Origin of the sequence: Paenibacillus qinlingensis (genome assembly GCF_013204845.1) — a bacterium.
Taxonomy (GTDB): Bacteria; Bacillota; Bacilli; order Paenibacillales; family NBRC-103111; genus Paenibacillus_E; species Paenibacillus_E qinlingensis.
Map to the genome: position 1 here is coordinate 104731 of NZ_JABMKY010000007.1, position 26586 is coordinate 131316.

General features: G+C 38.2%; 27 protein-coding genes. All 27 read left to right on the plus strand.

Features of this window, described 5'->3' with window-relative positions:
- Positions 1 to 3: 3 nt before the first annotated feature.
- The 27 genes from HQN88_RS15195 (at position 4) to HQN88_RS15320 (ending at position 26503) form a co-directional block, all read left to right on the plus strand.
- Complete coding sequence (locus tag HQN88_RS15195; RefSeq protein WP_173113357.1) at positions 4 to 933, plus strand: glycosyltransferase family 2 protein; 930 nt, start codon at positions 4 to 6, stop codon at positions 931 to 933.
- A 54-nt stretch (positions 934 to 987) separates the two neighbouring features.
- Positions 988 to 1671, plus strand: a complete 684-nt coding sequence (locus HQN88_RS15200) for an acyltransferase (RefSeq protein ID WP_173113360.1) — start codon at positions 988 to 990, stop codon at positions 1669 to 1671.
- 26 nt (positions 1672 to 1697) lie between these two features.
- Positions 1698 to 2693 (plus strand): ketoacyl-ACP synthase III, encoded by a 996-nt coding sequence (locus tag HQN88_RS15205; RefSeq protein ID WP_173113363.1) that lies wholly within the window; start codon positions 1698 to 1700, stop codon positions 2691 to 2693.
- 20 nt (positions 2694 to 2713) lie between these two features.
- Complete coding sequence (locus tag HQN88_RS15210) at positions 2714 to 2950, plus strand: acyl carrier protein (RefSeq protein WP_173113366.1); 237 nt, start codon at positions 2714 to 2716, stop codon at positions 2948 to 2950.
- 133 nt (positions 2951 to 3083) lie between these two features.
- A complete protein-coding gene (locus tag HQN88_RS15215; RefSeq protein ID WP_173113369.1) occupies positions 3084 to 3827 on the plus strand; it encodes a sugar phosphate nucleotidyltransferase in 744 nt (247 codons plus the stop codon).
- A gap of 11 nt (positions 3828 to 3838) precedes the next feature.
- A complete protein-coding gene (gene rfbC / locus HQN88_RS15220) occupies positions 3839 to 4384 on the plus strand; it encodes a dTDP-4-dehydrorhamnose 3,5-epimerase (RefSeq protein WP_173113371.1) in 546 nt (181 codons plus the stop codon).
- A 327-nt stretch (positions 4385 to 4711) separates the two neighbouring features.
- The gene (locus tag HQN88_RS15225; RefSeq protein ID WP_173113374.1) at positions 4712 to 6193 is read left to right on the plus strand and encodes a hypothetical protein; all 1482 of its coding nucleotides are present in this window, start codon (positions 4712 to 4714) and stop codon (positions 6191 to 6193) included.
- Positions 6194 to 6238: 45 nt separating this feature from the next.
- Positions 6239 to 6652, plus strand: coding sequence for a GtrA family protein (locus tag HQN88_RS38655; RefSeq protein WP_173113377.1), 414 nt, complete (start codon positions 6239 to 6241; stop codon positions 6650 to 6652).
- A complete protein-coding gene (rfbH, locus tag HQN88_RS15235; protein WP_216855719.1) occupies positions 6636 to 8192 on the plus strand; it encodes a lipopolysaccharide biosynthesis protein RfbH in 1557 nt (518 codons plus the stop codon). The genes HQN88_RS38655 and rfbH overlap by 17 nt, the downstream gene beginning before the upstream one ends.
- A gap of 98 nt (positions 8193 to 8290) precedes the next feature.
- Complete coding sequence (rfbF, locus tag HQN88_RS15240) at positions 8291 to 9088, plus strand: glucose-1-phosphate cytidylyltransferase (protein WP_173113379.1); 798 nt, start codon at positions 8291 to 8293, stop codon at positions 9086 to 9088.
- Entirely contained in the window at positions 9085 to 10164 is a 1080-nt protein-coding gene (gene rfbG, locus HQN88_RS15245; RefSeq protein ID WP_173113382.1) for a CDP-glucose 4,6-dehydratase, read from the plus strand. The genes rfbF and rfbG overlap by 4 nt, the downstream gene beginning before the upstream one ends.
- A gap of 27 nt (positions 10165 to 10191) precedes the next feature.
- Positions 10192 to 11967 (plus strand): thiamine pyrophosphate-binding protein, encoded by a 1776-nt coding sequence (locus HQN88_RS15250; RefSeq protein ID WP_173113385.1) that lies wholly within the window; start codon positions 10192 to 10194, stop codon positions 11965 to 11967.
- A 21-nt stretch (positions 11968 to 11988) separates the two neighbouring features.
- Positions 11989 to 12942, plus strand: coding sequence for an NAD-dependent epimerase/dehydratase family protein (locus HQN88_RS15255; protein ID WP_173113388.1), 954 nt, complete (start codon positions 11989 to 11991; stop codon positions 12940 to 12942).
- 26 nt (positions 12943 to 12968) lie between these two features.
- The gene (locus HQN88_RS15260; protein WP_173113391.1) at positions 12969 to 13940 is read left to right on the plus strand and encodes a glycosyltransferase family 2 protein; all 972 of its coding nucleotides are present in this window, start codon (positions 12969 to 12971) and stop codon (positions 13938 to 13940) included.
- 290 nt (positions 13941 to 14230) lie between these two features.
- Positions 14231 to 15247: a dTDP-glucose 4,6-dehydratase gene (gene rfbB, locus HQN88_RS15265; protein WP_173113394.1), complete on the plus strand. Its 1017-nt coding sequence runs from the start codon at positions 14231 to 14233 to the stop codon at positions 15245 to 15247.
- A gap of 1 nt (position 15248) precedes the next feature.
- Complete coding sequence (rfbD, locus tag HQN88_RS15270; protein WP_173113397.1) at positions 15249 to 16100, plus strand: dTDP-4-dehydrorhamnose reductase; 852 nt, start codon at positions 15249 to 15251, stop codon at positions 16098 to 16100.
- 179 nt (positions 16101 to 16279) lie between these two features.
- The gene (cysC, locus tag HQN88_RS15275) at positions 16280 to 16840 is read left to right on the plus strand and encodes an adenylyl-sulfate kinase (protein WP_246320262.1); all 561 of its coding nucleotides are present in this window, start codon (positions 16280 to 16282) and stop codon (positions 16838 to 16840) included.
- A gap of 301 nt (positions 16841 to 17141) precedes the next feature.
- Positions 17142 to 18104, plus strand: a complete 963-nt coding sequence (locus tag HQN88_RS15280; RefSeq protein ID WP_246320263.1) for a glycosyltransferase family 2 protein — start codon at positions 17142 to 17144, stop codon at positions 18102 to 18104.
- Positions 18105 to 18202: 98 nt separating this feature from the next.
- Entirely contained in the window at positions 18203 to 19069 is an 867-nt protein-coding gene (locus tag HQN88_RS15285) for a glycosyltransferase family 2 protein (protein ID WP_173113403.1), read from the plus strand.
- A 6-nt stretch (positions 19070 to 19075) separates the two neighbouring features.
- The gene (locus HQN88_RS15290) at positions 19076 to 20482 is read left to right on the plus strand and encodes an undecaprenyl-phosphate glucose phosphotransferase (protein ID WP_173113406.1); all 1407 of its coding nucleotides are present in this window, start codon (positions 19076 to 19078) and stop codon (positions 20480 to 20482) included.
- A gap of 87 nt (positions 20483 to 20569) precedes the next feature.
- A complete protein-coding gene (locus tag HQN88_RS38080; protein WP_268796177.1) occupies positions 20570 to 20695 on the plus strand; it encodes a hypothetical protein in 126 nt (41 codons plus the stop codon).
- 169 nt (positions 20696 to 20864) lie between these two features.
- Positions 20865 to 21410, plus strand: coding sequence for a dTDP-4-dehydrorhamnose 3,5-epimerase (gene rfbC / locus HQN88_RS15295; protein ID WP_173113409.1), 546 nt, complete (start codon positions 20865 to 20867; stop codon positions 21408 to 21410).
- 332 nt (positions 21411 to 21742) lie between these two features.
- Positions 21743 to 22924, plus strand: coding sequence for a LolA family protein (locus tag HQN88_RS15300; RefSeq protein WP_173113412.1), 1182 nt, complete (start codon positions 21743 to 21745; stop codon positions 22922 to 22924).
- A gap of 186 nt (positions 22925 to 23110) precedes the next feature.
- The gene (locus HQN88_RS37655) at positions 23111 to 24436 is read left to right on the plus strand and encodes an SEC-C metal-binding domain-containing protein (RefSeq protein ID WP_246320264.1); all 1326 of its coding nucleotides are present in this window, start codon (positions 23111 to 23113) and stop codon (positions 24434 to 24436) included.
- 23 nt (positions 24437 to 24459) lie between these two features.
- The gene (alr, locus tag HQN88_RS15310) at positions 24460 to 25650 is read left to right on the plus strand and encodes an alanine racemase (protein WP_173113415.1); all 1191 of its coding nucleotides are present in this window, start codon (positions 24460 to 24462) and stop codon (positions 25648 to 25650) included.
- Positions 25651 to 25867: 217 nt separating this feature from the next.
- Entirely contained in the window at positions 25868 to 26149 is a 282-nt protein-coding gene (locus tag HQN88_RS15315) for a CopG family ribbon-helix-helix protein (RefSeq protein ID WP_028553892.1), read from the plus strand.
- A 3-nt stretch (positions 26150 to 26152) separates the two neighbouring features.
- On the plus strand, positions 26153 to 26503 hold the full coding sequence (locus HQN88_RS15320; protein WP_028553893.1) for a type II toxin-antitoxin system PemK/MazF family toxin: 351 nt from the start codon (positions 26153 to 26155) through the stop codon (positions 26501 to 26503).
- The last annotated feature ends 83 nt before the right edge of the window (positions 26504 to 26586 follow it).

Here is a 26586-nt window from a genome sequence, read left to right on the forward strand (position 1 = left end):
GTAATGGTTTTTGAGTCAGGTAGTAGATCGCCATATTTAAGTATTATTGTTTTGGTGTACCAAAATATTGATATGTTGTGGGAAACGTTAGATTCAATATTAGTTCAGACATATCCTAGTGTAGAGCTTATTATTTGTGATGATGCTAGCGATAGCTTTGACCTTGAAAGAGTTAGAACTTATGTAAACAAAACAAAACAAATAAATATAAAAAACGTAATTATTCATCAAAACATTGCCAACGTAGGTACTGTGAAAAATGCTAATATTGCCGTGAATTTATCAAAAGGCGAATATATTAAATTTATTTCTCCAGGTGATTTATTTTTCAATTATATGATTGTTGAGAATGTAATCTCAAGTATGCAAAATAACAAATGGGACGTAGTAAATACACTTTGTGCAGTGTATGATCAAGACTTAATTAAGTTCAGAGGTTTTTATCCAACACAAAGTAACTTGAAGAGCATGGGGAATAAATCAGCTAAAAGACAATATGCGACTTTAAGTGGATTTAATGCGATTGGTGCTGTTGGAGTATTCATAAAGAGATCAGTCTTGCATAAAATTGGTGGTTTTGATGAACGCTATCTCTTGACAGAGGACTGGCCAACATGGTTAAAGATGACTCGCTCTGGGATTAAAATACATTCATTAAGCATTGTATCTGTTAAATATCGTTTAGGTGGCATAAGTACTAATAAAAAAGTTAATCCGATTTTGGAAAAAGATAGAATAATGATAATGCAATATGAATCTTTACAACACACAGAATTCCTTTCCCCTTTTTATAGACGCTGGTTAATGCTTCAATATAAAGAATCAATGATAAGGCATTCGCGATATCAATTAATTAAATTATTAGTTTGTAATTTAGATTATTTTCTTGTGAGAGTAATTAGAAGGTTCATTTATTTACGTGCTCTAAACTAAACAATCGATGAATATATATCAGTTTGATATGTTCGTGAAGGAGGAGGGACACCAATGATTTGCGATACAGCTAAGCTTTATGGTAATAATATTGGGGATAATGTAGAAATCCGAGACTATGCAATAATTTATAAAGATGTAGTAATTGGTAGTAATGTAGTAATAGGTGAGCATTCAGTAATCGGCAGAAGTGTTACGCCGACTTCGGTTATGAAAAAGGAAATTTCAAAGAGAAAAGAAACACTCATATCCAATGAAGTATCAATCTGCAGTAATGTAATTATTTACGAAGATGTAGTAATAGGCAGAGATTCTCTAATAGGTGATAATTCTTCAATAATGCCTAATGTCAGGCTTGGCGATAGCGTTTTAATTAGCAGATGCGTTACTATTAATACCGATGTACAAATTGGAAATCATACACGTATCATGGATAACACACATATTACTGGTCGAGTAAAGATTGGTAATCATGTATTTATTAGCGTAGGAGTTACTATGGCTAATGATAATTTATTTGGTAAAAAAGGTTATAACGATGATGTTTTTGGAGCCGTTATTGAAGATTACGTTTCTTTAGGCGTCGGTGCAGTTATACTACCGGGAGTGAAAATTGGTAAGGGTAGCATCGTTGCGGCTGGTAGTGTTGTTAAGAAAGATGTTCCTGAAAATGTGATTGTTGCAGGAAATCCTGCTAAAATTGTCTCAAAAGTACCTTCCACGTTATCTAGAGTATAATATTGCTGAAAGGGGAAGCTTTTTAGATGAAAAGTTACATTAAAGCCATTGACTATTATCTTCCTTCAGGTAAGGATTATAACGATCCAAACGATAGAATTACAAGTAAGATAGGGATTTATACAAAAAATATTGCTGCACCAGATGAATTTGCATCTGATTTAGCTGCTCATGCAGCTAATAAATTATTTAATCGTGGTATTATTGAGCCTAAAGATATTGACTATTTATTATATTGTACCCAGTCGCCTGATTATATCCTTCCTACAACGGCATGTTTACTGCAAGAACGGTTGGGACTTCCAACTAGCTGCGGGGCCTTAGACTTTAATCTGGGTTGTTCTGGCTATGTGTATGGCTTATCCTTAGCTAAAGCATTGATAGAAACAGGTCAGGCCAAAAATATTATATTGTTAACGGCAGATACTTATAGTAAATATATAAACCCTAAGGATAGAAATGTTCAATTATTATTTGGGGATGCAGCATCAGCTACATTGATTTCAAGTACTGATGAAGACGACGAATTCATTGGTTCATTTGTGTTTGGTACTAATGGTAAGGGTGCTGAACATTTAATCATTCATGCTGGTGGATTAAAGGAACCTTTTTCTTCCTCTTCATTTGAAGAAGTTCAAGATGCATACGGTAATTTCAGATCTAGAAGTAATTTGTATATGAACGGCAATGAGATATTTAATTTTGCATCGAAAGAAGTTCCAAAAGCTATTCAAGGTGTTCTGGAAAAAAGCAACATGAATTTAGATGAAGTAAATTATTTTGTTCTCCATCAGGCCAACCAATATATGCTTGAAACATTGCGTCGGAAAATTGGAATTCCTTCAGATAAATTTTCTATTCAATTTGCCGATTGTGGAAACACTGTTTCTTCGACGATTCCTATTGCTTTAATTAGGGATTATAAAGAAGGAAAGTGTAAAAATGGAGATCGCACTGTGTTAGTTGGTTTTGGTGTGGGATATTCGTGGAGTGCATGTCTAATTAAATTAAATCTAATATAAAATGAAAAGAGGCAATTGTCATGAATGTAAATGAATTTACGAAAATATTTGAAGATATTGTAATGGTTGAACATGGAACAATAACAAGTGATACTCAATTAGACAGTTTGGACGATTGGGATTCTTTGTCTAGAGCATCATTGTTAACCACCTTTGAGGAAGAATTTAACTTGAAAATCGATGAGGCTATTCTAAGGAAAGTTAGTAGTTTTGCAGAAATTCTTGAGCTAATTAAAGATCATTTAATCAATAATTAGTACATAAGGCACTTTTTCAATTAAAATTAGATATGTAATTTCGAGAGGACTTAATTTCGTAATTACATATCTTTTGTTTTTAGTCACGGTAAGTAATTCCTAAATATATTAATTTAAAAGCGGAGTGTGAAAAATGAAAGGTATTATCCTGGCGGGTGGAACTGGTTCCCGATTATATCCCTTAACAAAAGTTACGAATAAGCATCTTCTTCCTGTTGGAAAGTATCCAATGATTTTTCACTCAATAGCAAAGCTGAAGCAAGCAGATATCTGCGATATTCTCATTATTACTGGAAAAGAACACATGGGCGATGTAGTCAATTTACTCGGCAGCGGGAGAGAATTAGGAGTTACTTTTACTTATAAAGTTCAAGATGAAGCTGGTGGAATTGCTCAAGCATTGGATTTAGCAGAGCATTTTGTAAGTAATGATAACATGGTAGTTATTCTGGGTGATAATGTATTTGAAAATAGTATCGTTCCCTTTGTAAACAATTTTAAATTTCAACAAAGGGGTGCAAAAATTCTCATTCAAGAAGTTCAAGATCCGCAAAGGTACGGTGTTCCTGAGCTACTTGATAACAAAATTATCTCAATTGTAGAAAAACCTATTCATCCGAAAAGTAATTATGCTGTAACAGGAATCTATATGTATGACAACTCTGTTTTTGATATTGTTAAGACACTTAAACCTTCAAGTCGTGGTGAGCTAGAGATTACAGATGTAAATAACGCATACATCGCTAGAAATCAACTAACTTACGATATTTTACATAGTTGGTGGACTGATGCAGGTACTCACGCCTCTTTAGCGAAAGCGAACGAATTAGCCAGAGATATGTTCTTTGGAGAGGAATTTGGGAAGTTTAAATTTTAAGAGGTGTTTTAATGAGAATCCGATCCACGAAACTCCAAGGAGTTTACATTGTTGAGCCCGATGTCCATTGTGACCATCGCGGCTTTTTTATGGAAAGCTATAACAGTCGGAAGTTTGCTGATCTGGGTATTGATTTTACATTTATTCAAGATAATCACTCACATTCCGTGGAAGCTGAAGGTTTACGTGGTCTTCACTATCAGTTAAATCCAAAAGCACAAGCTAAGCTGGTACGCGTAGTTTCGGGGGAGATTTACGATGTAGCTGTAGATATTCGTAAGGACTCGCCTACTTTTGGTCAATGGATAGGGGTTATTCTTAGCGAAGCTAACAAATGCCAAATTCTGATACCAAGAGGTTTTGCTCATGGGTTTTGTACACTTGTGCCAAATACTCAGGTTTTGTATAAGGTCGATCAATATTATTCTCCTGAGCATGATCGGGGTATTCTTTGGAATGACCCTTCTCTGGGTATTGATTGGCCTATATCGAAGCCAATTCTTTCCGGAAAGGATCAAAATCATCCACTACTGAAGGATGCAGAGATTAATTTCTAAGGATGAGAAATCGTATTTATAATATTGTTGCAATTATTATCATCACTATATTATGCGGAGAAAAATCATGGATCTATATTGAAGCAAATTTACGGTAGTGTCGACAGAGTAGATACAGCAATTTCCCAAAAGTCAGAACTATAGCACGATAAGCTTGGCGCGGTTATTCATAACTCTTGCGGCTACTGCCAATTGCTAAGAAAGGGAGTATCGTAACCACCGAAACCATGGTATCAAGAGACAATCGTGAAGATGATCTTGGAAGCAGTGTTTTCAAAATGGAATCGAAAGACTCGTACTGCGAAAATTGAGTTAGGGAGATTGATAATGATGTTAAGCGTAAGAAAAACATGGCATGCGGCAGCTGCCTTTGTTTTTGCTTTTACACTTCTTTTTGCGAATATAATTCATTTGGAAAGTTTTGTGGATTGGAGTGGCGATGCAGGCGATATTTGGAAGACGATTACAACTTACTACGACAGTTATACATACCAGTCTTATGTTCTTTATAAAGGATATCAAGCTGTATTCCCATATGTATGGCTGTATGAACTTTCTAGGTACCTAAATATTAATGAGTTCATACCGATTAAAGTATACTATTCGTTGTTATTTGCTTATTCGGTTGCTATTGGTATGCCGTATATAGTTTCGAAACTATGTAAAGTGAAAATAAACTTGGTTATGCGATTTATATTTATAGCCATCGCTTTTACCATTTGGCAACCTTCTGGTGCATTAAGACAATTGATGATTGATTTGCCAAGTTTTACGTATTTTGTTTTGGGAACTAGTGTTATATTTTTGATACAAGATATACCTTTTACTAAGAAGTATAAGTTGGCTTATTTTATATTGGCAGGACTTTCTTGTGGATTAGCAAGTGGTGGTAGTGGACAATATGGAGTAGCTGCAATATTATTGTTTATTTACGCTTGTATCATAATTTTTAAAAAAGATTTTAGCAAAATAATTTCTAGAGAAAGTAGTAAGTTTTTAGTAGTGCCTATTACTTGTATAGTATTACTAACAGTTGGGTTGGGAGTAGTAAAATTTGTTGAGGTTCAGTTCCAAAATGTGGTTATTGAAAGGATATATCCGGGCAAGGTAGGGTTAGCCACAAGCAAACAATGGGCTCAATATGCCTTAAGCGCAAAATTATTGGGTATGACAATGGGCCCAGATTTAACGGTTATCCCTGACAATAGAGGAACGGCAATAATTAAGGAAAAAGATGGTGATAAAGCAAATGAAAGAATTGAATTATTACCAAAGGGCGGAGGGGTCTATTCGAATAGTGAATATATTAAATTGATAGTAAAACATCCAGTAGATTTTATTTCGAGGTGGTGTAACAGACTTTTAATAGCTATAAGTTTTGATGGATTGGATCCAAGTGTTTCGATGTTAACACTGGGAGCTACGCTTGTTTATATTTGCTTCCGATCAATATATAAGAATTGTAAAACGCTAAGTTCTTTTTTTACACCAAACTCCTTAATTGTTTTAGCTTTTGTTTTTACCATTTTAAGTATTAGTGTTGCACATATAGAAAAAAGATATGCACTCTCTATACAAGCCTTAATAATGGGAGTTGGCTTGCTAAATGGTGACATTGTAAACTTATTGAGAAACGGGGTAAGATCTATCAAGCAAATAATTGATGAGAAATCACTTCAAATCATTTGGCATGGAAGTTTGTCTTACTCATTAGTTATTTATTTTGTGTTCTTGATACTTTACATTACCCATTTTGCATCTATATTCGAGTTACTAGGACCTATTTCTGGAATATTATTCAAGCCATAGTGGAATCCTTGCAGAATACGACTAGCTTATGGAAGGTTTACAATAATGCGATCCCAAACTATTAAATTTTTGATTGTAGGAGTACTAAATACCATTGTTGGTTATATAGTTTATTTTCTTTGTTTGAGATCTTTTGATTTAAATTATATGTTTTCGTTGCTAATTGCCCATACTCTCGGAGTAGTTCACAGTTACTTGTGGAATAGCAAGTGGACCTTTAAATCGGGAAGTCATACATATAAAAACTTGGTGAAATTCATGGGAGTTTATGTATGTTCATTCTTAATTAATTTGTTATTGCTTTATATAATGGTTAACTATCTAAGAATAAACCCTTTGTTCTCTCAGGTTGTTGCATTATTTATAACAACCGTAGTTAGTTTCATTGGTCATAAATTTTGGAGTTTCAAAACTAATAAATTTCAAAAATGGAGCGTAAGACATGTTGATAATAAATGATTTAGTTCAATGTAAATTAACTAGTGATTTAGCTGTTATTACTAATGTTAATGTTGTAGGCAGTATATATGAAGTTGTTAAACTAAACGTTAAGGAACTAACAGAACCTAATTTTCAAATGCTTATAGAAATTGACGGAATGGGTAGTAGGGTATTTGATATTAGGGAAAAAGGTATTTATGATGAGTCGGAAATTATTTATGTAAGCAGTATATCTAGAGATGTTGCTGAGAAAATTATGAGATTCGAATTGCTGTCGAAAGTAGAATTGTTTTATAAAACATTTCATGAGAAAAAGGAATCCTTCAATTCAGACTCTTCAACTATCTCATACGGTGGACGTGTGTACGATGAAAAAGAAATGAAAAATCTTGTCGATTCTTCCTTGGATTTTTGGTTAACCGCAGGAAGATTCAGCAAACAATTTGAAAAAGAGTTTGCTGAATTTATTGGAGTCAGATATGCTTTATTAACTAATTCAGGTTCGTCAGCAAATTTACTGGCTTTTTCAGCACTTACTTCCCCGAAATTGGGAAATAGACGTATATTACCTGGTGATGAAGTTATCACTGTAGCAGCTGGCTTTCCAACTACAGTAACTCCAATTGTACAAAATGGTGCTGTTCCAGTGTTTGTTGATGTCGATCTTGGGACTTATAACATTATGGTAGATAGAATTGAAGGGGCCATTTCAGAAAAGACAAAGGCAATTATGATTGCCCATACCATGGGTAATCCATTTGAAATAGATAAAGTAATAGATTTAGCACAAAAATATAATCTTTGGGTCATTGAAGATAATTGTGATGCACTGGGAGCAAAGTTTGAAGGTAAATTGACAGGTACCTTCGGTGATATTGCAACATCTAGCTTTTATCCGCCACACCATATGACCATGGGAGAAGGTGGAGCCGTTTATACAAATAACCCCCAACTTAAGATGATTATTGAATCATTCAGAGACTGGGGAAGAGATTGTTGGTGCCCTTCTGGTTGTGATAATACTTGTAAAAAAAGATTTGGATGGGAAGTAGGAACACTTCCATATGGTTATGATCATAAGTATACATACTCACATATCGGCTATAACTTAAGAGTATCTGATATGCAAGCTGCTGTTGGTGTTGAGCAACTAAAAAAAGTCCCTTCTTTTGTTGAAACAAGAATAAAAAATTTTAATAGATTATTAGAAGGATTAAAGGAACTTGATGATTATTTTATCTTTCCTACTGCAACGAGGAATTCTGAACCTAGCTGGTTTGGATTTATTTTAACTTTACGTGAGAATTTAAACTTCACTAAGAATGATATTGTTAACTTTTTGGAAGGAAATAGAATACAGACACGTATGTTATTTGCAGGTAATTTGACACGACAGCCTGCTTTCCAAGGAGTTAATTATCGTGTCTATGGTGATCTGACAAATACAGATAAAATATTAAATGATACATTTTTAGTTGGTGTTTATCCTGGACTGAACGAAGTAATGATTGACCACATGATTAGAAAAATAAAAGAATTTGTTTCTAAAAATAGTTAGGATTATGGGAGGGCAACCTCCCAATTTTAATTCTTTTTCATATATTAATTTACAGTGAAAAAATTATAAGATTAGTATAAATAATTTAGGAGGTTTATATGAAAGTTGTAATATTAGCTGGTGGATACGGTACAAGAATTAGTGAGGAATCTCACCTTAAACCAAAACCGATGATTGAAATCGGACAAAGACCGATTCTGTGGCATATCATGAAGATTTATTCGTCTTATGGATATAATGATTTTGTAATCTGCTTAGGTTACATGGGATATTATATTAAGGAATATTTTGCGCATTACTTCCTTCATGAATCAGATGTTACTTTCGATTTTAGAAATGATAATGAAAACATCATCCATAATCATTCTGCCGAGCCATGGAAAGTAACACTTGTTAATACTGGAATAGATACGATGACTGGTGGTAGGGTTAAAAGAATTCAACCATATATTGGTCATGAACCATTTATGCTAACATATGGTGATGGTGTTTCAAATGTGAATATTAAAGAATTAGTTGAATTTCATAAATTGAGTGGAAGATTGGCGACGGTAACTTCTATACAACCGGATGGCCGATTTGGGGCTTTGGACATATCTGATTACAATGAAGTGCGTGGCTTTCAGGAGAAACCTCGAGGAGATGGCTCTTGGATAAACGCAGGTTTTTTTGTTTGTCAGCCTGAGGTGTTTGACTTTATAGAGAACGACTCCTCTGTTTTTGAGAAAGACCCATTGGAGAATCTTGCGAAATCTGGGGAGTTAATGGCGTACAAACATAAAGGATTCTGGCAGCCAATGGATACACTACGTGACAGAAACCATTTGGAACAATTGTGGGCAAGTGAGAAAGCACCTTGGAAAATTTGGGATAAAGAATCGGTGAAGAATGTATGATTGAATTCTGGAAAAATAAACGAGTGTTTGTTACAGGACACACAGGTTTTAAGGGGTCTTGGCTATGTTTGTGGTTAATCCAGATGGAAGCAAAAGTAGCGGGCTATGCTCAACTCCCTCCTACATCTCCGAGTTTATTTGAGATATGTAACATAAAGGAATTGCTAGATCAATCAACAATTGCAGATATTAGAGATTTTGAATTATTAAAAACAGCAATGACAGAATTTAAACCTGATATTGTTATACACATGGCGGCGCAACCGCTAGTTAGAGATTCGTACAAAATCCCAGTTGAAACATATTCTGTTAATGTCATGGGAACTGTAAATTTATTTGAAGCTATTCGAGTGGTACCTAGTGTAAAGGCTGTGGTTAATGTAACGACAGACAAATGCTACGAGAATCAGGAATGGGAGTGGGGTTATCGTGAAAATGAGCGGTTGGGAGGATACGATCCTTACTCTAGTAGTAAAGCTTGCGCTGAATTGGTTACATCAGCTTACAGAAATTCATTTTTCAATAGCGAGAGATATTCAGAGCATGGAACAGCTTTAGCTTCAGCTAGAGCTGGGAATGTAATTGGTGGAGGAGATTGGGCGGCTGATCGCTTGATTCCCGATTGTATTCGATTTCTTTTGGAAGAAAAAGAGATTATAATTAGAAACCCGAATTCGATAAGACCATGGCAACATGTTTTAGAGCCATTAGGAGGCTACTTGTTACTGGCTGAAAAATTATATTTACATGGTACAAAATACGCAGAAGGATGGAATTTCGGTCCCGCGGATAGCGATGCAAAATCTGTAAACTGGATTGTAGATAAGATATGCGAATTATGGGCTGAGGATAGCATTTACACTGTAGACAAAGGTCCGCACCCACATGAGGCGCATTATTTAAAGTTAGATTGTTCAAAGGCAAAAACGCATTTGGGTTGGGAACCCCGATGGAACTTAGAAGAAACACTGGAGAGCATAGTATCTTGGACGCAAAGATATCGTGAAGGTGCCAATATGAGGCAAGTATGTTTTGAACAAATTGAAAATTATGTTAATACACAATTTAAACGATAACTATAAACATAACAAAAGGAGAATTCTATGAAACTTTCAGATTATGTTATAGACTTTATTGCAGAAAATGGAGCTTCGCACGTATTTGAGTTTATTGGCGGAGCTATTGCACATTTATTGGACTCCGTATATTTACGAGACGATATTCATTGCATTTCTGTTCGTCATGAACAAGCAGGAGCGTTTGCTGCAGAGGCATATGCGAGATTAAATGGTAAACTTGGAGTAGCTATGGCTACTAGCGGTCCAGGTGCGTTGAATTTATTGACTGGAATAGGCAGTTGTTATTTTGATAGCGTTCCGTGCTTGTTTATTACAGGACAGGTAAATACTTATGAATACAAGTTTGATAAACCAGTCCGGCAAATTGGTTTTCAGGAAACTGATATTGTAAGTGTGGCTAAGTCATTAACTAAATATGCAGAACTTGTTACAGATCCAAAAATGATTAGATTTCATCTTGAAAAAGCTGTTTATCTAGCTCAAAATGGTCGCCCGGGGCCTGTATTGCTTGATATACCTATGAATTTACAGAGAGAGAATATCGATCCAGATCGTCTTCTGAGTTTTTATAATACTGCTGAATATAAAGAATTGCAATCAAAGATTAACCATAATGTCTCAGAAGGAGAATTGGAAGAAATTATTCAATTGCTCAAAAATGCTGATAGGCCTATCATTTTAGCAGGTGGGGGGATCAGAGCTGCTAATGCTGCAAATGAATTGCAGGATCTTGTGCAGTTGACTGGAATACCGATTGTTTCATCCTTAATGGGCCTTGATGCATTTCCGCATACACGAGACGAATACATTGGTCTAATAGGGTCGTATGGTAATAGATACAGTAACCTAGCTATTGCTAATAGTGATTTAATTATAATATTAGGATCTAGACTTGATTCTAGACAAACAGGTACTAGACCAGATACTTTTGGACGAGCTGCTAAAAAGATACACGTAGATATTGATTTTCATGAATTAAATGCGAAAGTTAATGTAGACATAGCTGTTCATAGTGACGTGAAAAGCTTTTTAATTTTACTAAATGAAAGACTCCATCAACACCAAAAGCGTAGCTATTCCGAATGGAAGGAAAAAATACAAAATTACAAAATGAAATTTCCAACACGTTGTTATGATTCTCCGCAAGCGCATATAGATCCGAATACTTTTATGGAGTTGCTTTCAGCAAAAAGTGATGAGGGGGATGTAATCTGTCTTGATGTAGGACAGCATCAGATGTGGGCTTCGCAATCGTTTAAGTTAAAAGAGAATCAAAGGCTGTTAAATTCTGGGGGAATGGGAGCGATGGGTTTTGCTTTACCAGCAGCAATAGGAGCAGCTTTAGTAAATGACAATAGAGTCATTGTTATAGCTGGTGATGGTGGTATTCAGGTAAACATTCAAGAGTTTGATACGATTGCAAAGCATCGATTACCGATTAAAATCTTTGTTATGGATAATAACTGTCTTGGGATGGTCAGACAATTTCAAGATTTATATTTTGGAGGCCGTAAGCAATCTACAGTTTATTCTTCACCTAATATAATGAGAATCGCTCAAGCGTATGATATTCCTTCGTTCAATATAACTTCAATTGAGGAAGCTGAACTAAAAATTATTGAAGCCCTCAGCATCGAAGGACCAATAGTGATAGTAGTATCACTAGAGCAAAATACAACTGTTAATCCTAAATTAGTTGTAAATAGACCTATTGAAGATATGTCGCCACATCTTGAGCGTCATGAACTGAAAGAACTGATGCTAATTGACCTGGTCGAGGAAGTGGAAGTACCTAAATAGATTCTTTCATGGAGGATGGCAATGGATACTTCCGTTATAAGGTCAAAAACGATAGCAATTCTAGGAGCAACAAGCCATATTGCCAAAAATCTAATTTATTACTTATCGGAAAATGAAAACTTTCACTTAGCCTTATTTGCTCGATCTTTCTCTAAGCTAGAATGTTTTATAAATGAGCACATGATTAACAAAAGTAAATATACGTTACATGCTTTTGAACAGTTTAAATTTCATTCGTACGATGTAATTATTAATTGTATTGGCATTGTTGATTCTATAAAGTCTAAAGATGAATATAGTTCTGTATTCTCTGTGTCCGAATACTATGACAATTTAATTTTAAATTTTCTAGTTACCAACCCTAAAACATTATATATTAATTTAAGCAGCGGTGCGGCATACTCAACATCATTTGACCAACCTGCTAAAGAAATTACAAAAAGTGAAGTAGAAATTAATCGTCTATTACCGACTCATTTTTATGGAATTACAAAACTTTATATGGAAGCAAAACACAGGGCTTATAATCAATTTAATATTGTTGATTTAAGAATATTTGGTTTTTTTAGTAGATTCATTGATTCAACATCAAAGTATTTGCTAACAGACATCAGTGAATGTTTGAAAAAAAATGGAGTTTTCAAAACAAATCATATTGATATTGTAAGAGACTATATTCACCCTAGAGACTTTGTAGCTTTAGTAGAATTGTGTATTTATAAGCATGAGCTAAATGACGTGTTTGATGTATATAGTTTAAAACCAGTCAGTAAATTTGATTTAATAAACTATTTTGTTAAGGAATATAACTTGAAAGTTGAGATTGATAGGACATTTTCACAAACTTCATCTTCAGGGTATAAATATAATTATTATTCTACAAACATAAGAAGCAAGAGCGTATTAACATATGAGCCTAGGTACACTTCACTTGAAAGTGTAGGGGGAGAATTTAAAGTGATGTTCGATAAATAAAAAAATAAGAACAAATAGGTGAAGTAATGAAATTATTAAGTATTGTAACACCTTGTTATAATGAAGAATCAAATGTGGAAGAGTTGTATATGCAAGTCAAGGAGATTTGTAACAGCTTAGCTGGGTATTCGTATGAACATATATTTATTGATAATGCGTCTAAAGACAATACAGTATCTATATTAAAAGAACTTGCAGCAAAGGATTCGAATGTAAAAGTAATTGTTAACTCAAGAAACTTTGGACACATTAGATCCCCTTATCATGCATTGCTTCAAGCAAAAGGAGATGTGGTAATACTCATGGTCGCGGATTTACAGGATCCGCCGAAAATGATAAGGAATTTTGTTGATAAATGGGAAGAAGGTTACAAGATTGTATTAGGTGTGAAAAATCAGAGTGAAGAATCTCGATTAATGTTTGCTATTAGAAAAGTATATTATAATTTTATCAATAAAGTGTCTGAAATCGAGTTGACGAAAAATAATACCGGATTTGGTTTATATGATCAACAAGTTATTGAAGTGCTTCGAAAAATAGATGACCCTTACCCATATTTCCGAGGATTAATTTCAGATATTGGATTTGAAAGTTATAAGATCAACTACATTCAACCCGCTCGTAAAAGGGGCATTACAAAGAATAATTTTTATACATTGTACGACATAGCGATGTTAGGGATCACCAATCATTCAAAAATTCCTCTAAGATTGGCTGCTATGTTGGGGTTTGTAACTTCAGCAGTTAGCTTTATGGTTGCTATTTTATATTTCCTGGCTAAGTTGATCTTTTGGAATTATTTTGATGTAGGAATTGCTCCGCTTGTAATAGGGTTATTTTTCTTTTCGTCGGTGCAACTGTTCTTCATTGGTATTATTGGGGAGTATATCGGTTCAATTCATACACAAGTATTAAAAAGACCTTTAGTAGTTGAAAAGGAAAGAATTAATTTTACTGAAGACATTAGACTTTCTAGAAATAACGAGAGTATAAACTAGTGTTTTAAATGATAGAAGATTCCATAAATTTGTTGAAAAAATTTCGTGTGCTACCGTAGTGGGAATAAGAGCTTATTTTGTAAGTGGATGAGAAATTTTCGGAAGCGCTCGATTTGGAGAACTCTTTTTTGGCGATAATCGAGGGTATGGAGTATAAGCTTAGCTTGGAAAAAATTTTCCCTTTATTTAGGGAGGCATTCGAATCAGGAGTATTGCGATGGATCACAGTAGTGATCAAAAATCTACTACATAAGATGAAGAGATCAATTTAAATAAAAGGAGCACACTTTATGAAACTTTTGGTTACAGGCGGTGCCGGTTTTATCGGCAGCAATTTCATTCACTATATGCTCAATCGTTACCCAACTTATGAAATCATTAATTTAGATGCACTAACATATGCCGGAAATCTGGAAAACCTAACGGAGATCGAAGACAACAGCAAGTACAAGTTTGTCAAAAGTGATATCGCTAATAAAGAATTGGTGAACAACATCTTTGAAAAAGGGATCGAAGCAGTGATCCATTTCGCTGCGGAATCGCATGTGGATCGAAGTATCCTTGAGCCGGATATCTTCGTGAAAACGAATGTACTTGGTACGCAAGTACTGCTTGAGGCCACAAAGAAATACGGCGTTCAGAAGTTTGTGCATGTTTCAACGGATGAGGTTTATGGGTCGTTAGGTGAGACTGGTCTTTTCACAGAGGAGACTCCGCTTGCACCGAATAGTCCGTATTCTGCAAGTAAAGCTGGTTCCGATTTGCTCGTCCGCTCATATCATGAAACATTCGGATTACCTGTTAACATAACGCGCTGTTCGAATAACTATGGGCCGTATCAATTCCCTGAGAAACTTATTCCGCTCATTATCGCAAACGCTTTAGCGGATAAGCCGCTTCCTGTATACGGAGATGGCTTGAATATACGTGATTGGCTATATGTCGAAGATCACTGCAGTGCTATTGATTTGGTGTTACATAAAGGTGTTAACGGGGAAGTGTACAACATTGGCGGTAACAACGAAAGAACGAATATACATATCGTGCAAACAATTCTTCGCGAGTTGGGCAAGCCGGAGTCTCTAATTCAGTATGTAAAGGATCGTCCAGGACATGATCGCCGTTATGGAATTGATGCGTCTAAGATTACAAATGAGCTTGGCTGGAAACCTGTACATAATTTTGAAACAGGTATCAATGAAACGATTCGATGGTATTTAGGCAACCAAGCTTGGTGGAAACGAATCCACTCTGGAGAGTATCAACAGTATTTTGCCCAGCAATATGGATCCCGTCTAGGAGTGTAGTATGAAAGTATTAGTGACCGGTGCGAATGGCCAATTAGGGAAAGATCTGGTAAAATTTCTCGCAAAAGATCATGAAGTATACGGTCTAGGTAGAGATCAACTGGATATTACAAATGCGAATCAGTGCAGTTTGGTTATTGGTGAGTTAAAACCAGAAGTTATCATCCATTGTGCTGCTTATACGGCTGTTGATTTGGCAGAAACTGAAGAAGATATCGCCTACAAGATCAATGCTTTCGGCACAAGAAATCTCGCGGTAGCTGCTGAGAAAATCAATGCAAAATTGTGTTATATTAGTACGGATTACGTTTTTGATGGTACTAGCTCTAAGCCATATAGGGAATATGACAATACGAATCCCCAAAGCGTGTATAGCAAGTCCAAAAGAGCAGGGGAACAGCTTGTCCAGACGCTAACTTCCCGATATTTTATTGTACGGACATCGTGGCTTTATGGTTTATTTGGAGCTAACTTTGTGAAAACGATGCTACAGCTGGCCCAGGAACGAGATACGCTAAAGGTAGTCAGTGATCAAGTCGGTTCGCCTACATACACCGTAGATCTTGCTTGTTTTCTGGAACAACTTGTCCAAACGGAACGATACGGTATTTATCATGCTTCGAACACTGGATTCTGCTCGTGGTTCGAGTTTGCGTGTGCTATTTTTGAAGAAAGCGGCTTGAAGACGAAGGTTGAGTCTTGTACGACTGAAGAGTTTCCACGCCCAGCTCCTAGGCCATGTTACTCAGTTATGGAACAAATGGCGATACGAGCAAATGGATTCGAATATTTAAGGCCTTGGCGAGAGGGATTAAAGGAGTTTCTAAAGGAATTAGTGGTGAACAACTGCTGAAAGCTAGGAATACTTGAATCATATATGGTTCAGGTATTTTTTCATTACTATTTCCACCTGATGTTGAAATCACTTGACGATAATTTAAGAGAGGGTTAACATGATGGGGAATTCGACGAAATCTGAGGCGGTGCATCACCATAAAATTTTCACCTAAAAACCTAACTTTTCATAAATCATTGAATAGACAGGATCGCAATGAACTTAATCAGCATAAGAGCTGTGTACTATGGTTTACCGGCTTATCTGGCTCTGGAAAATCAACTTTAGCAAATGAAGTAGAGAAGCAGCTTTACAAAAGAGGAATTCGTACGTATATCCTCGACGGGGATAACATTCGTTTAGGTCTTAATAAGTATCTAGGTTTTAGTGCAGAAGATCGAAAAGAAAACATTCGTAGGATCGGAGAAGTATCCAAGTTATTTGTGGATGCAGGAGTTTTAGTGCTGACAGCAATTATTTCGCCGTATGAAGCAGATAGAGCAATTGCAAGAAATATGTTTGATACAGGTGAGTTTATCGAGATTTATGTGAACTGTTCATTAGAAATCTGCGAGCAAAGAGATCCAAAGGGTCTCTACAAAAAAGCAAGGAACGGAGAAATTAAAGAGTTTACGGGTATCTCTGCACCTTATGAGGCACCTAGCTCGCCTGAACTGAATATAGAAACGGGGGAATATTCTCTTATGGAATCTGCTGAGTTCATAATTGAGTATTTGATTCAAAGGCAGTTGCTCTAATTTAATTCGGTTGAAAAATATTATGTTAGTTGATATTGCATTTATGCGAATTAACTGGTGTATGAGGTACTATGGTATCGATGCCCAATTTTGTTTGCCTATCTTGCTGTATTTTGAATTACTTATTCTTTGCGTCCTTGGTAGGAGGGCCTATAATTGCTGAAGATAATGAATAAAGGAAAGCTGTTAGTATGCTTATACGCATATTACGGCTTTTTCTTGGATTACTGCTTGTTGAAAAATCCCATTTTGTTTCAGCTTCCATTTATGTACAATAAATATGAATAGGAGGCTGTATAATTTGGAAGTAAATACACAGAGAGTCAGTATCCATATCGTCACTTATAACAGCGCTGAGCATATAGACGATTGCTTGGAAGCGGTATTAAAGCAATCCCATTTAATTGACAATATCATCGTAATAGATAATGCTTCTAAGGATGCTACGCATCAAAAGCTTAATAAATGGGCGGAAAAGTGTACTATTATACTTAATAAGTTCAACAATGGCTTTGCAGGAGGACATAATCAAGCTATTCGTATGACGGAAACGGAATATTGTTTGATTCTGAATCCAGATGTGGTCCTTGATCAAGATTATGTTCATAACATTATACAAGCGGTAAAAGGTCATGCTCGAGCAGGCAGTGCAACAGGCAAATTACTTTTCAAAGCGGCACCTCATCACATCGACAGCACCGGACTCGTGATAAACAAAGCGCGAAGAGCTTTTGATCGTGGCGCACATCAGTCCGGTGATCATTTTCAACAATCAGAAGAAGTCTTCGGTGTTTCTGGCGCAGCGGCCATGTATTCACGCGAGATGATCAATGACATTAGCCTAAATGGCGAATTTTTCGATGAGGATTTCTTTGCCTATAAAGAAGACGTAGATGTGGCATGGCGAGCACAGTTATTAGGCTGGAAGGCACTTTATGAGCCAACAGCAATCGCCTATCATGAACGGGGCTGGAAAGAGGGCGGCAGGAGCAGTAAGCCGCTTTTTGTAAGAAGATTATCTTATATCAATCGCTATAAAATGATGGTGAAGAACGATGATATCAAAGCCGTTATGAAGCATTTCTTCCCACTGTTGGTTTATGAATGTCTTAGTTTTGTGTACGCACTCATCCGTGAACCCAAATTATTAGGGGCTTGGTTAGATTTTTATCGCAAGTGCCCAGAACTGAAAATCAAAAGAAGCTTAATTCGTTCTAAACAAAGACAAGCACCATCCGAAGTGAATAAATGGTTTATTGAATGATTACCTAAGATTAGCAGCAGCTAGTCTTATTTTTTTAGGCGAAAATTAATATTCCCGTGCTATACTAGGGGTAATCAATTAATAAATGAGGTCATATCTTGGATTTATCCATTATCATCGTGAACTACAAAACGAAGAATCTAACCCTAGCCTGCATTGAATCGGTATTCTCGTCAACTACATCATACACATACGAGATCATTCTTATTGATAACGCATCTAACGATGGCATTATTCATTCTGTGAATGAGCAGTACCCTCATGTAGTCACTATCGCCAATACAGAGAACGTAGGATTTTCAAAAGCGAACAACCAAGGTATTCGCATTGCCAAAGGCCGCTACGTCTTGCTCCTGAACTCTGATACCATTGTCCAAGAAGATACTTTCCAAACAATGCTGCATTTCATGGACGAGAACCCTATTGTAGGAGCCAGTGGCTGCAAAATCGTGCTGCCAGATGGTTCACTGGATAAAGCCTGCAAGCGTGGCTTCCCAACGCCCTCAGCGTCTTTCTACTATGCATTTGGATTTGCCAAGCTATTTCCGAAAATCCACAGATTTAATCAATATCAGCTTGGTTATTTAGATGCTGACCAACAATATCCCATCGATTCACTAGTTGGAGCTTTCATGCTTGTACGCCGCGAGACGATAGAGCATGTCGGCATGCTGGATGAGGAATTTTTTATGTATGGTGAGGATATCGACTGGTGTTATAGAATTAAGGAAGCCGGCTGGGTGAATTACTATTACCCTAAGACTCAGATTGTTCATCATAAAGGGGCCAGCAGTCGAAGAAAGCCGTATAAGATTATTTATGAATTTCATAGAGCGATGATTTTATTCCATAATAAGCACTATCGCAAAAAGTATTCTTGGCTTACGAATGCCATGGTATACATAGGTGTAGGTGTGAAGTTCATCCTATCACTAGCTCGAAATAAATTACGTCCAACGAGGTGATCCTGTTTGATTCGTCAGAGTCAAGGTTTTTTAACTCAACTATACGCTTTGGCTGATTTTATATGTATCCAGCTCGTGTTTCTCTTCTCATGGTGGTTGAAATTTAAAAGCGGTTGGATTCCGTATGGCTCGCCGCTACCATTTAAACACTATCTGATGTGGAGTATCACTTACGCAATCATCGCGATTTTTATCAGTTATTTGGTGAATTTTTATACGCCGAAGCGGAGAAAACGATTTTCTTTCGAGGTTTTGAAAATCATTCAAGTACATGCATTCAGCTTACTGATGCTACTTAGTGTGCTTTTTATCCTCAAGGAAGTCGACGTTTCACGTTCGTATCTATTACTTTTCCTAGTTAATAACATTCTTCTCATAAGTTCCTATCGCTATTTCATCAAGATCTCACTCAAACGCGCCCGTCAAAAAGGCTACAACAAACAATTCATCCTCATCCTCGGTGCAGGCTCACTGGGCCGCAAGTTTTATACGAAGCTGAAACAGCATCCAGAGCTTGGCTACGAAGTTGTAGGCTTCCTCGATGATTACCAAGAGAAGCACGAGGTTACTTATCAAAGTTATAAGCCGATCATTGGGAAAATTGATGAGTTGGAGTCGATTCTGAATGATCGCATCGTGGATGAGGTCATTATTGCGCTTCCTTTGGACGCCCATCAGAAGTTCGGCAGTATTATTAATGTTTGTGAGAAAATTGGCGTCAAAACGCTGATTATCCCTGATTTTTATGATTTCCTGCCATCGCGGCCATATTTTGATAATTTTGCGGATATGCCTCTGATTAATGTGCGTGATATTCCTTTGGATGAATTCCGTAATAGATTGTTCAAGCGTGCATTTGATATCATTTTTGCAACAGCAGCAATCCTAGTAACATCTCCTGTTATGCTTGCGGCGGCAATAGCGATCAAACTCACCTCCGAAGGACCTATCATTTTCAAGCAAGAGAGAGTTGGTCTGAACCGCAGACGCTTCATGATGTACAAGTTTCGCAGTATGAAGAACCTTGGAGACAAGGTTTCAAATACGGAGTGGACGGTGGAGAATGATCCGCGGCGAACGAAGGTCGGTACATTTTTACGTAAAACGAGTCTCGATGAGCTTCCTCAGTTTTTCAATGTACTTTTTGGGCATATGAGTGTGGTTGGGCCAAGGCCGGAACGTCCTTATTTCGTGGAACAATTTAAAGAAGAAGTGCCGAAGTATATGGTGAAGCATCATATTAGACCTGGAATTACGGGATGGGCGCAGAGCAACGGCCTGCGTGGCGATACATCGATTGAGGAACGGATTAAGCATGATATTTTTTACATCGAAAATTGGACTTTTTTATTTGATATTAAAATTATTTGGAGAACTGTCGTTAAGGGTTTCATCAATAAGAATGCCTATTAACTAAAAAAATATTGAAAACGACCGCATGATTCGCCAACATTTTCCCCATACTATTGCATATACTGTGTATGCGGGGAGGTTGTGGGTATGATTGATCATGAAGACGCTTATCAGGATGAGCATGTGTCGATCGGCAAAGGTTTGATTGTCGGCGTGGTCTTCGGTTCCCTGATTTGGGCAGGTATCATTGCAGGTATCGTATATATATGGTAAATGCATCTCATACAAGGAAAAGGCTGCTGGGGCTGTGAAGCCCTTGGCGGCCTTTTTACGCTTGCATGGAGTCTAAACGATATAAGGGATAGGTCATCTGCATATAAACAGTTGTCGGAGGCTTTCTACGATTCTCTTGCATATGTTAGCTATAGAGGTGAGAGGACGTATGAAGATGACGCCAACAGCATTAGCTGGGCTTGTAATTATTGAACCTGAGGTCCATGCAGACCATCGGGGATTTTTTATGGAAAGTTATCATGCGGCAAAGCTAGCAGTGCAAGGGATTAAGATAGATTTCGTTCAAGATAATCATTCACTTTCAGAAGAGATAGGCGTGCTGCGCGGACTACATTATCAATTGAACCCACAAGCGCAAACGAAGTTAGTACGAGTAGTTGCGGGCTCGATTTACGATGTGGCTGTAGATATTCGTCCAAAATCACTTACATTTGGCCAATGGGTAGGTGTTACCCTTAGCGCCGACAATAAGCGTCAGTTGCTCATTCCGCAGGGCTTCGCACACGGCTTCTGTACATTAGAACCGAAGACGCAGGTGCTGTACAAGGTGGATGCTTATTATTCACCGCAGCATGACCGCGGAATTCTGTGGAATGATCCGGCAATAGGAATAGTTTGGCCGACGACGTCACCTATTTTATCGGCGAAGGATGAGAAGCACCCTGTATTGAAGGATGCAGAGATTAATTTGTAGGATATTTAAAGAATTTATATCTATTCTAGTAGGTGCCTAAGTTATAATGAGAATAGGATGCTTATTATGACAAAGAGTAGTTGTCGTGAATGAGATGACAAATCGTCAGTATTTAATTGAGATTATGAACAGACTGAATGAAATCGGCGTGGATGCTTTTAAAAAAGTCAAATAAGAGCAGAATTAGAGATTATTCTAATGCTGCTCTTTTCATTTCAAAATCACTCCAGTTACACTTTTTAGCCAAGCTGGTAGCTTGGCTGCATAATCGAACAAGTCCCCTCATATGCATGTACTATGTTGATGTTAATCATGAGTGAGGGGATGATCGAATGCGCCGGGTCACATGGGTTGTAGCAGTGGTAATGTGCGTAGCATTGGTTCTCGCAGGATGCGGGATGGGTAAAAAGGATGCAGGATCTATCGTAAAGGACTTGGATCATGTGATGGGCAAGTCGAGCAGCTATCAAGCATCAGGGAGCATGATTCTAAACACGGGGCAACAGCCGCAGGAGTATCAGGTTGAAGTTGCGTTCTCGCCGGAGCATTTCTACCGGATTTCCCTGACAAATGCCACGAAGGATGTTACTCAAATCGTTTTGCGTAATGAAGAAGGCGTGTTCGTCTTGACGCCGCATTTGAAGAAGAGCTTCCGCTTCCAAAGCGATTGGCCAGAGAATCAAGGTCAAGTGTACCTATTCCAATCTTTAGCGAAAAGCATCATTGCGGATAATGACCGTCAATTTACAACGGACAAGGATGCTTACGTCTTCGATGTTGCCGCGAACTATCAGAATGAGCAACTTTCTCGTCAGAAAATCTGGCTGAATAAGAAAACTCTCGCACCCGCACAAGTGCAAGTGTCAGATGCGAATCAAAATGTGTTGGTACAAGTGAATTTCACGAATTTTGAATTCGATACGAAGTTCGATAAGGACTATTTCCAAATGGAGCGCAACATGACTAGCTGGAATTTGCAACAAACGATGCCTACGTCAGCTGACGTTGCGGTCACAGATGCGGATCATCCGGCTGCTACAGGGGGTAAATCGGTAACGGACAAAAATCTGTCTGCGACAGGTGGTCAATCCGATCAATCCAAGGCTACGGGGACTACAACGAAACCTGATGCGACGAAAACTGCACCAGCAACTGCCAAAGCACAAAGTATTGGTATTGTTGAGCCGTACTACTTGCCTAAGGATGTTGTGAAGCAAGACATCAGTGATATGAAGCTTGGTGAGGATGCTGCTGTACTTTTACGATATAAAGGGAAATACAGCTTCAATCTCATCGAGGTTAGACCTCAAGCCAAATCGGTTTCATTGCCGCCAGGGGACATTGTTGACCTCGGATTTACGGTAGGTGTGATCACTGGGAATGGCTCGAAGGATGAGCCTAGAACACTGACTTGGACAAATGATGGCGTTGAGTTCCGGATGTTTACGGGCGATATGCCAGTAAATGAAATGATTCAAGTTGCGATGGCGACGGATGGACAGTCCGGGAAATAATCTTGATTTTACGTAAAATTTATTTCAATAAGAGAAGGCTCTGCATCCTATGGTGCAGGGTTTTTTCTTATGTATAACATGAGAATTCGGAAGAAAATTTACAAGAAGATTTAACCAACTCCCACGAACGGTCGTTTTTTTGGTATAATGCAACTTTGGAGCGAATAGATAATTGGAGTGTTTAAGATGAATACAATTGATAATTTAACTTTTGAAGAGCAGCAGCTGTTCTGGGAAAATGAGACGAAAGCTTTCGCGACGTTTTTGTACGATGAGGGAAAGTTGAAGGAAGCCACGGCTAAGAAACATGTGGATCGTATGGACTTTGTAATGACCGAATACTTCGTGCGTTATGGCATCAGCTATGAGGATGTTCAAGGTGATACAATTGTCGATTTCGTGGGCCGATTCTTAATCAGCCATGTGCTTAGCACAGAAGAAGCTGATATCGGTGCTTATTTGACTTCTTTCAAAAAGTGGATTCAATTCCTTCAAGTGACATCTAGAATTTCAAAAGAACAGTCCACTTCATTGAATGAAGTATGTAAGCATAAATCTTATTTTGAAGAGAGATACGCGCGGTACATGGAAGCGGATAATGACTACGCGCTAGAACGTTGGCTGAACTCGAATGATATTGAAGCCTATATGGAAGAACATAAACCGGCTTCCAAGCGGAAGCTGAAACCGCTCGTGGTCGACCAAAAGCTGCTTCAACTTTGGATGGATGAGCGGACACCAGTACCACCAATTGTTCATGAGTTCAGAGCTTTTCTCGAGGCTGTACAGACTGGAAAGAACGTCAAATTATCTGCTGCGCGCAAGCATTTGCCACGGAAGTTTTGGAGCGAGTTCGATGAACAGCAGAATCTGCAGCTTTTCCGTAAACCGACCTTGAATCAAGACCAAGAGCCGGTGTACCAATTCTTTTTCTATGTAGCGCTAGTGCTAGGAATAACAGAAGAGGAAGCGCAACTTACGGTAAATGCAAAACAATTATCCTTTTACTTGGCGCTTACAGAGCAGGAACAAGCCGTTATACTCTTGGATGCGCTCTGGAATCGAGTAAACTGGGGGATTCTCGAGGAAGTAAATGAGGGTGGTCGCCCAGAAGATATTCAAGCTTGGAGAAGAGCCATCGCAAGTGTGTTAGCAAGCTGGACTGTTGGTCAAGAGAATAAAGTGGAAATAGAATGGAAAAAGCATCGACAATCCGGAATCTTGCTGGATACAAGTGCTGATGTGTTTTTACATGCCGTGGCTACGATATTAATTCGTTTTGGTGTGATACAGGCACAATTCTTACCAGATTCAGAGATGAAATATGGATTTGAGAGAAAACCTGTCACCATGACGGTACTTGAGCCTGGAAATCGCGTATTCCGTTATTTCGTCAACGAGGCTGCCTATGTGCTTAATCATACACCTATCATTGCTTCCGAAGCGAAAATCGGACGTAACGATCCATGCCCATGCGGCAGCGGTAAGAAATACAAAAAATGTTGTTTGTAACAGGATAGAAGAGGTGAACGCTAGTGGATGCTTTTTATCGGCCCACGTGGGTGGAAATATCGTTAGATGCACTGCGAAGCAACATTGAACAATTTCAGAAAGTACTGCCTGCAGGTATGAAGCAGATGGCAGTCGTTAAAGCGGATGCTTACGGACACGGGGCTGTAGAAGTATCCAAAGAGGTTCTCGCCGCGGGTGTGGATTATTTGGGTGTGGCGTTCTTTGATGAAGCGTTGGAGCTCCGAAATGCAGGGATTACTGCGCCCATTCTAGTACTCGGGTACACGCCGCCAGAAGGGATTAACCGCGCACGGGATTTGGATGTGACGATTGCGGTATACAGCCGTGATGTACTGGAGGCATTGCGAGAGCAAAGTCGTAAACAAGAGAACGCATCGCAGAAGAAATTAAAAATTCATATCAAATTGGATACTGGCATGGGTCGACTCGGCTTGCACACAGAAGCAGATGCGATTCCTTTTATAGAAGAAGCCTTACTACTACCCAATGTGGATGTAGAAGGACTGTTTACACATTATGCGAATGCTGATGAAGTCGATAAGAGCTATACGCTAGAGCAATATGGCCGGTTCGAGCGGATTGTGAGTTATTTTACGGATAAAGGGGAAACGTTCCCTTATATTCACGCGGGAAATAGTGCGGCAGCCATTGACTTGCCAGGCTTGACCTATTCGATGGTGCGTCTCGGGATTTCCATGTATGGTCTGTATCCCTCTGCGGATGTGGACCAAACGATAATTGAGCTAAAGCCGGTCCTGAGTCTCAAAACTGGGATTGTGCATCTCAAAACGCTGCCTGAGGGTTCTGGTGTTAGCTACGGAACGATTTACCACACCAAAGGTGATGAGCAAATCGGAACCTTGCCGATCGGCTACGCGGATGGATACTCCCGTATGCTTTCGGGTAAAGCGGAGGTGCTGGTTCGTGGCAAAAGAGTACCAATCGTCGGCAGAATCTGCATGGATCAATGTATGATCAATGTAACTGATGTGCCTAATGTAGCTGCGTTAGATGAGGTTGTCCTCATCGGAGAGCAAGGCGAAGAACGAATTACCGCGGAAGACGTGGCTGATCAACTAGGGACGATCAACTATGAAATCATCTGTATGATTTCACACCGTGTTGCGCGTGTGTATGTGCGTAATGGGGAGCGGGTTGAGGCTTTAAATCCTCTCATGCGTCATCGTTACTAGAGGCGTAGAAAAATACTTCATGAATTTACCATTTAAATTATGTTGGTATTGGAGAGGATTTTCAGAATAGGGTATAGAATACTATGTATTAACAATCTTATATCTTATGGTGTAACATAATTGATATACCGGAGGCATATATTCTATTGTATAATTTGGTTTTTGGAATGACATACTGGTAATATTGTCTTTGTATCGTTTCTGGGGGTGCGAGAGTGTGAGCAATGCGCATAATACGAAAAGGATCATGATTAGCTTGCCTGACAATCTGTTGCAAGAAGTGGACGGAATTGTTGAGAAGGAAAACTCCAATCGGAGTGAATTCATTCGTCAGGCAATGAAGCTGTATTTAATTGAACGCAAAAAGCGCAGTCTACGCGAATCCATGCAGCGTGGGTATATGGAAATGGCGAAAATAAATCTCAGCATGGCATCTGAAGCTTTTCAAGCGGAGGAAGAAGCGGACGGAACGCTTGATCGCTTAGTAAGCGGGGTGTAAGACGTGATTGTGAAACGTGGCGATGTATTTTTCGCAGATCTTTCGCCGGTCGTAGGATCGGAGCAGGGAGGAGTCCGTCCTGTTCTAGTGATCCAAAATGATATCGGCAACCGCTTTAGCCCCACTGTGATTGTTGCAGCGATTACAGCTCAAATCCAAAAGGCAAAGCTTCCCACGCATGTGGAAATCGACGCGGAAACGCACGGTTTCGATCGAGATTCGGTCATTCTGCTTGAGCAAATCAGAACAATCGACAAGCAAAGATTGACGGACAAAATTACGCATTTGGATGAAGAAACTATGCGAAAGGTTGACGACGCTTTGCAAATTAGTGTGGGACTGATAGAATTTTGAATAAGGTCTGGAACGGACGAGGGAGATTGTACCCTCGTTTTTTGGTTTGTACATACATATACATACGATCAATAGAAGAGAGG